Source organism: Vibrio splendidus (assembly GCF_003345295.1).
Classification (GTDB): Bacteria; Pseudomonadota; Gammaproteobacteria; order Enterobacterales; family Vibrionaceae; genus Vibrio; species Vibrio splendidus_K.
Genome location: NZ_CP031056.1, coordinates 671,016 through 684,081 on the forward strand (window position 1 = coordinate 671,016; position 13,066 = coordinate 684,081).

Sequence of the window (13,066 nt, forward strand, 5' to 3'; positions counted from 1 at the left end):
TTATGCTTGGTGTCTGCCTATTTTTACAAATGGAGCTTGCGAATGATTAATAAACGTTTTTTTAAGACGAAAGATGAAGTTGAAGTGACCTTCGAGCTAGAAGCTCAAGAAGCGAACTCTGTATCCATCGTTGCTGACTTTCTTGATTGGAAAGCCACCCCAATGAAAAAACTGGCCAAAGGGAAGGTTTACAAGTTTAAAACTCGCCTACCTAAAGATGGCGAGTTTCAATTCCGCTACCTGGTTGATGACCAACAATGGGTGAACGATGCGAATGCTGATCGTTATATCCCGAATGAGTTTGGTGAAGACAATTGCTTGGTATCGACGGTTAGCGCTTAATTGAGATGAAGTAGCGTGAATCAATAGAAAGCAGAAACTAGCCGTTTCTGCTTTTTTATTTTCTATTTTGGCGGTTAATATTATTTATCGTGAAGCAGGTTTCCACTTACGGTAACTCAATGACTTAGTCTAAATTGGGCAGATTCACATCATATTATGACAATGCAATGATGATTTATGCGTTTGAAAAGCATATCCTATGCCTTTATATCGTAGAAAGACCTGTTTACCGTGTATTCAAAAATATTTTCCTCTCCGTTTGCTGAGCTTTCACCTGTAAAAAAAGTAGCTATTTTAGGACTGCCACTTATTGCAGCGTTTGGTATTGCTTTGCAATCTTCAGAATCGGATCTGACGAAAACGATCGATCTTGATTTACCTGACTCAACCGTTATTGAGTCAATCCTATCACCTTCTTCTGTCGCGATTATCGAACCGCCGACGTTTGAGTATCAAATTCAAACGGGCGATAACTTGAGTAGCATCTTCACTCAACTTGGATTTTCTTATAAATCGATGATGAGCGTGATGGAAACCGATTTAAACTTCCTTGCCCTAGACACACTTCGTCCTGGTAACACATTACGTTTTTGGCGTGATGAGGCGACGGGCAATCTTTCCAAAATGGAAATTCAATTTAGTGTTGCGGATAAAGCGGTTTACCGACGACTTGAAGATGGCAGCTATGAATTTGAAGACATTTCTATTCCTGGTGAATGGAAACAAAAGCCTTTAGTGGGTGATATTCACGGCAGTTTCTCTATGTCGGCGAACAAGGTTGGTCTGAATAGTCTTGAGATTGACCATATTGTGACGCTTCTTAAAGATAAGTTGAACTTTAGCCGCGACCTGCGCGCTGGCGATCAGTTTGAAGTGCTTCAGAAAGCGCAATTTGTTGATGGTGTCGCAACCGGAAAGCGTGAAATCGAAGCGATTAAGATCATGAATCGCAATCGTGTTGTTTCTGCGTACTTACACACTGATGGGCAATATTACGATGCCAATGGCGATAGCTTACAACGTGCTTTCCAACGTTACCCGGTGAGCAGTGGATGGCGTCAGAGTTCTCAGTTTAACCCTAAGCGCTTACACCCTGTGACAGGCCGAGTCTCACCTCACAACGGTACAGATTTCGCGACGCCAATTGGTACGCCAGTTCAAGCGACGGGTGATGGTAAAGTGATCATGACCCGTAAGCACCCATACGCCGGTAACTACGTGGTTATTCAGCACGGTAGCACTTACAAAACGCGTTATCTCCATTTGAGTAAGATCTTAGTTCGTAAAGGACAAACGGTATCTCGTGGTCAGCGTATTGGCTTGTCAGGTAAAACTGGCCGAGTGACGGGGGCACACTTGCATTATGAGTTAATCGAACGTGGTCGTCCTGTGAACGCGATGACAGCGAATATTCCGATGGCTGATTCAGTGCCTAAAAAGGAAAAAGCGACGTTCGTCGCGTCAAGAGATGAAGCTGATAAGCTGTTAAAGGTAGCTTTAGAAGCGCAATCTAATAACAGTTAATAGATTTCTCTAAATTAGGCCGATTAATCAAACCGCGAGAGCTTTTCTAAATACTTAAGTACTTAGTCATGCTTCGCGGTTTTTTAGATTTTGGTCTGGCTACTGCTATATATTTTAATTTTTATGGGCTTTGAATGAGCGCTTCTGAATGAGTCACTAAACTCACGATAGCTTCAGGTCGCATAGGAGGCGAGTATAGGTATCCTTGGATCTTGTCGCACCCCATATCGTGAAGTTTCTCTAGCTGTTCACGCTTTTCCACACCCTCTGCGACAAGTGATACGTTGAGTCGATGAGCAAGCTGGATGATCAACCAAACAACGCTCTCTGATGTCGAATTGGTGAGTAAATTTTGAATGAAAATGGCATCAATTTTAATGCAGTCAATCGGATAACTGTGAATGTAATTCAAGCTAGAGTAACCGGTGCCGAAATCGTCTAGCGCAATCGTAAAGCCTTGTTCTCGCAAAAAGTTGAGTGCGTCTTTGGTGTCTTGAGTTGGAGATAGCAATACTGTTTCGGTCAGCTCAATAACAAACTCGTCAGCCTTAAAGTGATGCTGTTCAATGGTCCGAGTGAGGTAGGAAATGTAACGCTTAGAGTCGGTAAGTTCATGGGCGGAACAGTTTATTCCGAGCTTAACCTTGTATCCTAAGCCTTGTTCTAATGTCGTTTTAGCTCGGCATACCAGTTCGATAATGCGTTCACCCAGCTCGACAATTAGCCCGGATTCTTCTGCTACCTGTATAAACTCAACTGGGGATATGTCGCCGTGCTTTTCTGTTTTCCAACGAGTGAGTACTTCGAAATACTTCCAACATTTGTCTTGTTGACCAACAATCGGCTGAGCCACAACATACATTCCGCTGTTCAGCGAGATAGAGTTTTCAAGTTCATTTCTCAAGGCCGCAATTAACTCGGTCTTTCTCTGATATCGAGATCTTAAGTGGGTGTCATAGCACTTGATATGGGTACCCGAATATTGCTTACATTCTTTCAACGCTAAGCTGGTGTTGAAGATGATTTGCTCTACGTCTTTGCTATCTCCGGCTGATCCTGCGATGCCTATGCTGATATCAAAATCGATCCTAAGATCAATACTGTTATACCCTTGTTTTACTTTGGCGATGATTTGTTCACAAATTGCGGTTGGGTCGGCGTAATAGGTGATGAAGGCGAATTCATTTCCTGCCGTTCTAAAGGTGAGGTTATTTTCAGGGAGTGTTCGTCTCAAAATCTCAGCCAGATGTTGCAGTACTTTGTCTCCGATATAGTTGCCGTGAAGATCGTTAATCGCTTTAAAACTATTAATGTCCAGTATTGCTAACGTGAACGGTGTTGAGTTTTGCTGAGTGATTGATTCTAGCGTATCGGATAAGCAACTGCGGTTAAGTAAACCTGTTAAGCTATCGTGTGAGACCTCATAACTGAGTTGATTGACCAATTGTTCAGAGCGATCGTTGAACCACATCTCACGCAGGGTGTGGATGATGATATCTGAAAAAAGTTGATGATGTTTAATCGCTTCTTGTTGCTGAGCATTACTCATTGGGGAAGTAAACGTAGAAAAAAGTACCCCCATGACTTCACCGCTTTGAGTCCGTGTAGGAATCGCAATGGAATTCTGTGAGGTAATCTCTTGCCGAAAGGCAGATGTAGGTAGTGATTTGACAACGTATTGAGCAAATGAGCAATCAGGGTGGTTTTGATTAACGGCTTGCTGATAGATTTGCCCATGACGAGGGTTGATTCTGTCATGCAAGACGTGATCAGAATGAGCAATAACTAAGGGAACAATTTGGTCTGGAAAGTACTTTTTCTCAATGATAGTGGTGTACTTGGTATCGAACATTTGGTGCAGGGTAAGTACTGCTGATTCCAAAAGGTCGATACCTTCCAACTTGAGCAAGCGCCCTATACGCTCAGTGTCTATCATATTGTTGTACGTTTGTTGAGTCATAGCTACCATCCCTAGTTAACCAGATCCAGCGTGTAAGCCTGTGTGTTTAGTTTGTACGCATCTATTTTTATATGCTCTTAGTTTATTATTGGCCGCGTTGTATCATTTTTCAAATAAAGTTGAGACTTATTTCACAAAATCTGGTTATTTCGCTCTTTATCTAGCCTATCTTTCAAATGGTCCAAAAATAACTTGGTTCGCGTATGTGAGTAATCAAGCTTAGGGTAGTATGCGTAAACCATCACTTCGTCGGCGGTAATATTTGGCAATACTGGAACTAATGTCCCTTGTTTAAGATCCTCTTTGATCATTGCTTTGATGGTTAACAGCACACCCATTCCTCGTTTCGCCGCGTGAAACAAAGCCTCAGGGTTGGTGGTCGCAAAGTTGCCGTTCAAAGTGATGCGCTGCCCTTTGGTGAGTGTGACTTCACGGGTAGGGCGCTCTCCCCATATTAAGGAGTTGTGTTGTTCTAAGTCTTGCTCGTTGGTGGGATAACCATGTTTGGCAAGATAACTCGGCGCAGCATAGAAACTGGCCTTGTGTTCAAACAGCGGTGTTTTCTTGAAGCTTAATGAGTTGAGCTGTTCCAGTTCACGACTGATCACGAGATCCAAGCCAAGTTCAGGCAATTGGCCTGGCGTGGTCGTGATCAGCTGCACCTTAATATCTGGGTATTTTTCTAAGAAGTCGTCCATGTATTGCACGAGAAATTTAGAGCCAACAGCAATCGTCGCGCCAATCTTTAAGAGGCCTGCCGGGGTTTGGTTAACCGAGCGAGTCTCATCAATAATTGACTGCCAATTGTCGAGTTGATCCTTGGCCCGTAAGTAAAAGAGTGCACCCGCTTCGGTTTGGTTAATTGAACGAGTGGTGCGTTTTAAAAGTTGAGTACCGATACGCTCTTCGAGCCAGTTTACTCTTTTGCTGATCGCCGAGCTGGTGGTGTTAAGTTTGCGAGCGGCGCCATTGAAACTGCCTTCTTCTACCACTCTAACGTAGCTTTTTACGTTGAGAATCCAATCCATATTATTTCCTGCTAGGACTTAATTAAATTCCAATTTGGTTAATTATCAATTACTGGTTTTGAATATAAACTTATATCATGAACAAATATCAAACGAATAGGGAATTTTTTGAGCCAATCGACCTTTAAAAAAACGCCGTTACTTTTAGCAATGATGATTATTGCTACGGGGCAGGTGGGTGTGAGCATCTACTTGCCATCATTGCCGTTAATTGCTTCTGATTTAAGTGTGACTCAGGTAGATGTACAGCTGCTCGTCACGCTGTTTCTTGTGGGTTTTGGCCTGTCTCAGCTATTTTACGGGCCGATGTCTGATGCAGTGGGAAGAAGACCTATCTTCTTGTTAGGTCAGGGTGTTTATTTGATTGGTACTGTCGTTTGTGTTGTTTTTTCTGACAACATGACGGCGCTAGAGGTTGGTCGCTTATTGCAAGGTTTAGGGGCGGGCAGCGCCTCGGTTCTCGGACGAAGTGTGCTTCGCGACAGCTATGATGGCCCTCAACTGACCAAAGCGTTGTCTTATATTTCGATCACCGCTTCGATCATGCCGATCATTGCCCCCGTATTTGGTGGTTGGATTTCATTTCACCTCGGTTGGCAGGCGGTGTTCCTGTTTGTTCTTCTTTATCTACTGGCAATATTTACGCTGGGTTACTTTGTGTTGCCTGAGACTTTGCCATATGGAAAGAGTCGCTTTGATGCCTGCCAAGTAGTGAAGAACTACGGACGCTTGTTGACTAACCGCCAAGTGTTGACCAGTGCCAGTTATAACTGGATGAGCTACATGGCAAGTTTGGTATCTTTATCGCTGTTTCCATTCTTAATGCAAGAGCAATTGGGGCTGACCGCCGCTGAATATGGCTCATTGATGATTGTCCCTTCGGCAGGTTTACTGATAGGTAGCGTGGCTTTGAACTTGCTCAATCGTAGGTTTAGCACTCCGCAATTGATGAGCCTTGCGATTTTGATCATTTTGGCTTCGGGAACTTGGCTTCTTACTCATGAGTTATCCATCTTTAACTTAGTTTGGGCGTTTACTTGGTTGGCGATAGCACAAGGCATCTCGTTCCCACTATCAATCAGCATGTTATTAGAACCCCATAAGAAACAAGCGGGTGCAGTGTCTGCATTGTCTGGCTCAATTCAGATGTGTTTAGCGGGTTTATTGGGTGGGTATCTAGTAGAAAGCTGGGTGACAACTCACTTACAACTCGGCGGGTTTTATCTGATTATTGGTGCTTGCATGGGTACAGTCCTTTGGTCTTCAACCAAAATGAATAAGAAAGCCGCAGCTACCGAAGTAGAGTACAGTTAAACAGCTGAAGTAGAGTACAGTTAAGCAACTAGCTCGCTATAGTTCAGAGTACAGTCGTTAATACGTTGTATTTGTATGGATGGTTTTCTACAATACCTGCGTCCATTTAATAGGTAATAAACATGCAGCAAAATGAATTTGAAGTACTGGTAAAAGCTATCTGCGCACTAGATGGCCTGCCTCAAGCGCTTGAGCTATTGAAATCCAATGAGGATACAGAAGTCGCTGAGGCTGCTGGATCACTAACAGGTCAATTTGCGCTAGCTGAAGTAGAAGGCGAAAAGCGTATTTACCACGTGACGTTTCAAGAAAATGAACAAGGCGAAGAGCAAGAGTACATCGAACATGTAATGAATGAAGGCGATGACTTAATCAAATTTGCAGCTTGGTTCTTTGAAACTATGTTCGAATTAAAGCAAAAAGACACGTACCAGATTGCTGGTAAAACTTACAGACAGCCAAAGCGTAGTTAGTGTTTTAGTTACTAACTATTAGGCATTAGCGAATAGTGTCCTTTTTAAGGTCAGTGTTTCTAAGCTAAGTATTTAAAAAGCAGCTCTCTTGAGCTGCTTTTTTATGGATGTCTAAACCAATGTCTTGGATTGCAAATGGGGATGGTGAATCAAGGTTAGACGGGCTTAACATTAACTCATTGATATAACGATACAATGCTGACTGATGCAGAGACAAGAATACGGATTTTGCAATAGGATGATTTACTTGCATCAAAGTGTGATTTAGATCTTGTTTCTGGGCGCTTTAAGTGTAGAATCCGCGCATAAGAAAATCGATTATGTGCGGAGATAAGCATGAATTACGAACTAGGCCACGCATACCTTGGTCAAATGGTAGCAAAAAACATGATGCACGAAGCATTGTATGGCAAGTCAAAGCCAAAGAAACCGTCGTTCTTTAAGCGAATGATGAAGAAAATGGCGAAATAAGCATTTTCAAAAACGGAATTTAAAAAGGCCTTAAACTCGATGAAGTTTAAGGCCTTTTGCGTTTTAGCGATTAATGAAGGTCATCGCTCGTTTTGTTGTGGATGGACACAAAAAAACACTGATTAATTCACGATCGGATTTGTAACTCTGTGTGAGTTTAGCCTGCCGATTGGTTGGACAGGTCGACAACGTTATTTGGAATGGTATCTAAACCATTTTCTTTCATCCACGCTTCTAAGTTGTCTGCTCCACCGATGTATTTACCATCGAGCCAGATCTGAGGAACGGTTACTGGTGTTTTCTCACCAATGTGCGCTTTGACCTCTGGAATCATGCGATACAAAGCTGCGCTGTCTTTTACAACATCGTGGTATTGGTATTCAACACCCGCTTCATCAAGCATTTTCTTTGCCTTAACACAGAATGGACAGGTCGCTTTACCATAAACGATGTTGCCTTTTAGGCTGTCGCGTTTGGTCCACTCTTTGATCACGGATTGAACTAACACACCGCGGTTAAGCGCTTCGCCTTGGCTTACAACCTTGCCTTCAACAACAAGGATTGGAGCATGCCAAGAGCCCAGTTTTAGAGGCTCCCACCAGTGAGACAACCAATCTTTCACTTCCAGTTCGACATCGACATCTGATAATTCATTCTCAAAAGTATCCTTAAGAATGTCTTTGGTAAGGGTACATTCCCCACATGGGATATTAACTTTAAATGGACCCCAGCTGCCTGCCCAACGGTATAGTGTAATCTTGACTGGTTTCTTCATGGTTACGGCCTCGTTTGAATTCTCTTATCCATATAGAACGGACAGTTGAACTATTTATTTCACTAACCCTAAACTTTCTTCAGTTTTGACGGCTTTTTCGTTTCCCAGTGCGTTATAAATGCGACTGACGCAATAATAATAGCAGCCCCGAGCCATAAACGACCCGGTGGAACCCAGCTAAATACAATCCAACCTGCTAGGACATTTAGCGGTAATTTTGCGTGGTCAAATGGTTGTACGAATGAAGCATCAGCGACTGAGTAGGCTTTTACAATTGCCCATTGAGCAAGTGCCGTCATAACACCGATGACAATTAAGATAGCCCAAATCGTACCGCCGCTTGGAGTCTGCCAATCTGGCGCAGCAAGTAGGATGTTAAATGGCGTAATCAATAGTAAAAGGTAGACCACCATAGTTGAAGGACTGTCTTGTGAAGAGAGCTTTTTCACCATTAGTGAGTAGCATGCCCAAAAGAAAGCGGCGCCAATCGGTAGTAGCGTTGCCCAGTTAAAGTCTTCAGCCCATGGCTCTAGAATCACCATAGCACCCACGAAACCTGCTAAGGTCGCGCCCCAGCGAGCAGCTCCCACTTTCTCCTTGAGGAAAAGCCCTGAACCTATGGTTGCAAACAGTGGCGACGTCATGAGAAGGGCAATGCCTTGCCAAATAGGAACTGGGTAAGCCAGCGCCCATATCCAAAGTTGAATACCAATCACCGATAAAAACACACGGAATACATGCAACTTGAGGTTGTCGGTTTTTAGCGCGCGGCGAATGCCCAGCGTTTTCAGATAAGGAAGAATAGCGAACAACGCGATGGCGTATTGAATGACGGCAACGGTAGTAGAAGTAAGTCCGAAATGAATGCTAGCGATTTGAGTTAGGCTGTTAATGACGGCAAAGGCTAGGCCTGCGGTTAGCATCCAGCTAGCGCCTTGGATCGGATGGTGTTGTGACATGATGCTTCTAATTATTTGATGTGGTTCACCTATGATACGGATTTAGCACCACTTAACCAGAAAAAGCATTGATGAAGTTAGTCAGAATATTTGAATATGAAAAAGGTTGAGCTATTGCCCAACCTTTTAGTCTGCATCTAAAGCCGATTTAGATTAGAAGTCGTAGCGTAGACCTAGACGAAGAGAATCTTCGCTTTGTGTCTCTAGACCTGCAACTTTTACATCGTCTAGGTTGTTTAATTGGTAAGCAACGTAAGTACGGATAGACTTGTTGAACTTGTATGTACCCGTTAGCTCGAAGAAATCAGCTGTATCTACAGTGATGTTCTGTGTCGCGTCTTTTTCTTGTTTTTGGTACAAAGCAGCCAATTCAAATTGATCGGTAAGTTTGTACTTAGCCGCAACTTCTACACCAGAGAACTCAGTCTTAGCTTTGTCGTCTAGGTCACCCATTGTGTAGGTGGCACCTAGGTATAGAGCATCCATTTTGTAGTTGATACCAGCAATTACAGCGGTTGCAGAGCCATTACCTGCACCATTGTCATTACCTGAGTAACCAAGACCAAAACCTAAGCCCATAGGCAATGTGTAGATACCAGAGATACCGTAACCGTCTGTATCTTTATCTTCGCCAGCGATTAAACTTGCCTTCAACGAAAGAGCATCAGCATCGTAAGCGTACACGAACGTGTTGTTAATCTGCTCGTTGCCCGCGTTAATGAAGGCTTTTTGATCACCTGAGTAGATAGTAACATCCGACATTTCTGAGATTTGAGCAGCAGCTGTATCTTGACGACCTACCGAAACAGCACCAAAGTTACCTTCAAGGCCAGCGTACATATAGCGTTGTTTAAAGTTATCAGTTTCATCGTTATCCGCTGAAGAATTTACGCCTTGTTCTGCTTCATAGAAACCGAAACCAGATAGATCGCTAGTGATTTCAGTAGTACCGCCAACATTTAAACGCACACGGCTTTTATTTTTCATGGTTCCGTCGATTTCTTTACCGCCTGACCCGATGAAATCACCACGGAATTCCGCACGACCGCCAATTTTAAGTTCTGTACCATCAGAGCTGTAAACTGTTGCTGCTAGAGATGAACCTGAAACTAGTGCCGCTACCACTGCAGAAGCTAGAACTGCCTTTTTCATAATCACTTACCTTGTATTTTAAAATCCGTGAGCAATGTGCTCTCCGTTTCGATATGAAGCTAATTTAGAGCAGCTAAATTAAGCTTTCATTTCTATAAAATTACATTTTCGTGAATAGGGAACTTTTTAATTGTTGATTTTATTGCACTTTTATTTCAATAGACTGAGTGATTTGTGAATGGTTATACAACTTATCTGTTTTTGTGTAGTTACTTTTTCGAGTTTCTATTTAGGGGAAGTGATGATGATATGAGTGAGTATTATGGGGAAGTCAGAGCTCGTTCATCTTATTAACTGTTTGTACTGATTAAGATATCCTCTATGATGCAAAAACTTAGACGAGAATAGATTTTGCTCAACAAGATGGAGACGTTGGATGAAAACAGAGTACTTAGGCGATGTTTTACAAGGTAGGCAGGTTATTGGCTCCTTGAATGTTGAAGACCTACCCGTTGGAGAGCACCAGTTTTGGTTTCAAGTAACCAGTGATGGGCTAGGGCAACCCAAGAACATGCCGGTTTCTGTTTTCAAAGGCAGTCAAGCAGGTCCTAAGTTGATGATCACCGCTGGTATTCACGGTGATGAGCTCAACGGTGTGTTGGCTGCTCAGCAAATTATCAGAGACTTAGTCGGTAAAACTCTCAAAGGCACGGTAACGATAGTGCCTACTGTGAATTTGTCGGGTTTGCTTAACCATAGCCGCGATTTTATCTCTTCGGATCCGGGCTCTTGCCCTGCCAACCTTAATCGACTCTTTCCAGGGGATGCGAATGGCTTAGCGGCAGAGCGCTTTGTTGCGTCTTTGTGGGATCGCTTACTCAAACACAATGCGACATTCGCCGTTGACCTGCATACCCAAACTCGTGGCGCTGTCTACCCACTTTATGTTTTTGCTGACTACCGAATTGAACAGTGCCTTGAAATGGCAAGGTTGATGACGCCAGATTGTGTTCTCAATGATCCCGGTGACCCAGGTATTCTTGAAACGGTTTGGAATCGAAGTGGAATTCCGAGCATTACGGTGGAAGTGGGGATGGGTAAGTTTACTCAGCCTGACATGATTCAACGAGCCGTGGACGGTGTTTTTAATATGTTGTCTTACTATGAAATGCTTAATGGTGAAGACCCGTTAGAGGCAAAGCAGCTGCCAAGTATGGACTGGATAGAAGGCAACAACGTCGTGTCTATCCGCGCTGATATTGGTGGCTTTGTGCTGCCTCAGGTCGAGCTTTTGCAAAGTGTCGAACAAGATGATCTGCTCGCCATCCAATATGATGCGTTCGGTAATGAATGTCGTCGTTATCACGCACCATCTTCTGGGCGTGTACTCAGCTATAACGTGGATGCATTAAGGGAGCCGGGCGCGCTTGTTTGTCGCTTGCTGAGTTAAGCAAAAAAAGACCGAGCAAGGCTCGGTCAAAGGACAGTTGTCTTGAGTTAACACGTCTTTGACTCATCGACAGAACTGCTTTTAGCGTAGCGAGGGTAAATTAAGAATCCATTGCAAGATAGTGACACTTCGATTGCTTTTCTGTTTCAAAAGTAATATTGAAAACATTATCTTAAGCTCATTAAAAAGCCGACGGCGAGTGACGCGAGTCGGCTTTTATTCACTTCTCTTTCGAGTCTTTATCTCTATCTACACTCGATTAAAAAGCGTCATCCACGATATCTTTAAGTCGGTCGTAAGGCACATATCCTGGTAAAACATTTCCGTTCATCATCATGGTTGGAGTGCCCGTTAAGCCGAGTGCACTGAACGTTTGGTGGTTAGTGGTTAGAACCTGGTTTTGTTCTTTAGTTGTTTTTAGTTCCGCCTCTGTTCCCGTCTTCTTGGCAACGGCTTCTAGTGAGCTTTTCGAGTGAATACCGCTTTTGGCCATCAGCAATCTATTAACTTCAGGGAATGCTTCTGGGTTATCTTTCCATACTTTCATCGCGTATAGCGCCGCGTTGGTGTCTAGCCCTGCAACTTGTTGTTGTTTAAACGATAAGTACACGTTGATCACTTTGATGTCGCTATTTTCAGAGGCTAATTGAACTAAGCCTTTTTCCAAGCGCTTACAGTAAGGACAGTTATAGTCGGTAAAGTTAATGATGACTGATTTGCCATCCGGGTTGCCCGTGATTGGGTGAGCGTCATTGTTGTATAACCAATCATGGCTTCCTGCTTGAGCTTTCTTCGACTGTTCTTGCCCTGCTACGTACTGCTCTAAGCTGGTATGTAAGCCAGAGATCGTAGAAGGGTTCTCTTTCAGAAATTGGTTAATCTCTTCAAGTTTCTGGGTTTGCTCTGTACTTAACTCAGCGAAGGCAGCGGTGCTCATTAGTGAACCTAAAATCAGTGTACTAATCAGATGTTTTTTCATGCTATATATTCTCTAATTCTTGATAATCGTGAGCGCTCATTGGGTCGCGCTCACGGTAATACTGTTCGTTAAACGGGCTAAATCGAGTTATTCGCCTTGCTTTGCTCAGTTTTTCTTTGTAAGCGAGTTATGCAAAGTAGGTTCTTAACCAGAGCCCTATCGGGGAAGTAACGCCTGTTGCGATACTGCTAATCTTTCCATCTTTGATGATGACGATGCTTGGAGTGACATTAACGCCCCAACTTCTGCTGATTGATCCAGAAAGATCATTGATCACAGGGAAGTCATACTCTTTTGCCTCTAAGTAGCGCTGAACACGTTCGTCTGGGCCCGATGACAGAGCGACCGAAACCACTTGATGGGAGTCGTTGAAGCTATTGACGGTTGGGCTCACAAATTTGCAGGCGCCACACCAAGTTGCCCAAAAATAGACAATGACTGGCTTACCATTTTTGCTTAGCTCGATAACATCAATATCTTTGCCTTTGAGTGATTGACCCACAATTGGAATCGCGTCGCCCTGAGGCATGCTTCTGCTGTGATAAAAGTCCATCGCAAATGAAACCACGCCAACGATCAATATCATTGAAACCAGTTCCTTTCCCCACTTCTTAAGACGACTTGGCTTTTTGGTTTCACCCTTTACAGCGCTGTCTTCAGTCGTGCTAGATTTATCTTCATTGTTGGGAGTCTTCATCA

General features: G+C 43.4%; 13 protein-coding genes. 6 read left to right on the forward strand and 7 right to left on the reverse strand.

Annotated elements, in window-relative coordinates:
- The first annotated feature begins 42 nt into the window (after nt 1-42).
- The gene (locus DUN60_RS18740) at nt 43-342 is read left to right on the forward strand and encodes an isoamylase early set domain-containing protein (RefSeq protein ID WP_004737771.1); all 300 of its coding nucleotides are present in this window, start codon (nt 43-45) and stop codon (nt 340-342) included.
- Between the two features lie 231 nt (nt 343-573).
- The gene (gene shyA, locus DUN60_RS18745) at nt 574-1,866 is read left to right on the forward strand and encodes a peptidoglycan DD-endopeptidase ShyA (RefSeq protein WP_017077403.1); all 1,293 of its coding nucleotides are present in this window, start codon (nt 574-576) and stop codon (nt 1,864-1,866) included.
- A 121-nt stretch (nt 1,867-1,987) separates the two neighbouring features.
- Here the strand turns inward: shyA and DUN60_RS18750 are convergent, their stop codons facing one another.
- A complete protein-coding gene (locus tag DUN60_RS18750) occupies nt 1,988-3,826 on the reverse strand; it encodes a putative bifunctional diguanylate cyclase/phosphodiesterase (protein ID WP_114634838.1) in 1,839 nt (612 codons plus the stop codon).
- A gap of 131 nt (nt 3,827-3,957) precedes the next feature.
- A complete protein-coding gene (locus DUN60_RS18755; protein WP_004731832.1) occupies nt 3,958-4,854 on the reverse strand; it encodes a LysR family transcriptional regulator in 897 nt (298 codons plus the stop codon).
- A gap of 108 nt (nt 4,855-4,962) precedes the next feature.
- Between DUN60_RS18755 and DUN60_RS18760 the strand changes: the two genes are divergently transcribed.
- The 3 genes from DUN60_RS18760 to DUN60_RS24910 all read left to right on the forward strand — a co-directional run bounded on the left by DUN60_RS18760 (nt 4,963) and on the right by DUN60_RS24910 (nt 7,112).
- A complete protein-coding gene (locus tag DUN60_RS18760) occupies nt 4,963-6,168 on the forward strand; it encodes a multidrug effflux MFS transporter (RefSeq protein ID WP_114634840.1) in 1,206 nt (401 codons plus the stop codon).
- A gap of 122 nt (nt 6,169-6,290) precedes the next feature.
- Nucleotides 6,291-6,641 (forward strand): hypothetical protein, encoded by a 351-nt coding sequence (locus tag DUN60_RS18765; protein WP_114634842.1) that lies wholly within the window; start codon nt 6,291-6,293, stop codon nt 6,639-6,641.
- Between the two features lie 336 nt (nt 6,642-6,977).
- Entirely contained in the window at nt 6,978-7,112 is a 135-nt protein-coding gene (locus DUN60_RS24910; RefSeq protein WP_267136081.1) for a hypothetical protein, read from the forward strand.
- A 157-nt stretch (nt 7,113-7,269) separates the two neighbouring features.
- Here the strand turns inward: DUN60_RS24910 and DUN60_RS18770 are convergent, their stop codons facing one another.
- The 3 genes from DUN60_RS18770 to DUN60_RS18780 form a co-directional block, all read right to left on the reverse strand.
- Nucleotides 7,270-7,887, reverse strand: coding sequence for a glutaredoxin domain-containing protein (locus DUN60_RS18770; RefSeq protein WP_004731823.1), 618 nt, complete (start codon nt 7,885-7,887; stop codon nt 7,270-7,272).
- Between the two features lie 68 nt (nt 7,888-7,955).
- Complete coding sequence (locus DUN60_RS18775) at nt 7,956-8,846, reverse strand: DMT family transporter (protein ID WP_017089881.1); 891 nt, start codon at nt 8,844-8,846, stop codon at nt 7,956-7,958.
- Between the two features lie 153 nt (nt 8,847-8,999).
- Nucleotides 9,000-9,998 (reverse strand): porin, encoded by a 999-nt coding sequence (locus DUN60_RS18780; protein ID WP_004731820.1) that lies wholly within the window; start codon nt 9,996-9,998, stop codon nt 9,000-9,002.
- A 376-nt stretch (nt 9,999-10,374) separates the two neighbouring features.
- Between DUN60_RS18780 and DUN60_RS18785 the strand changes: the two genes are divergently transcribed.
- Entirely contained in the window at nt 10,375-11,388 is a 1,014-nt protein-coding gene (locus DUN60_RS18785) for a succinylglutamate desuccinylase/aspartoacylase family protein (protein ID WP_114634844.1), read from the forward strand.
- A gap of 259 nt (nt 11,389-11,647) precedes the next feature.
- Here the strand turns inward: DUN60_RS18785 and DUN60_RS18790 are convergent, their stop codons facing one another.
- Both DUN60_RS18790 and DUN60_RS18795 read right to left on the reverse strand, forming a co-directional pair.
- The gene (locus tag DUN60_RS18790; RefSeq protein ID WP_114634847.1) at nt 11,648-12,367 is read right to left on the reverse strand and encodes a DsbA family protein; all 720 of its coding nucleotides are present in this window, start codon (nt 12,365-12,367) and stop codon (nt 11,648-11,650) included.
- 127 nt (nt 12,368-12,494) lie between these two features.
- A complete protein-coding gene (locus DUN60_RS18795; RefSeq protein ID WP_114634850.1) occupies nt 12,495-13,064 on the reverse strand; it encodes a protein disulfide oxidoreductase in 570 nt (189 codons plus the stop codon).
- Nucleotides 13,065-13,066 lie beyond the last annotated feature (2 nt).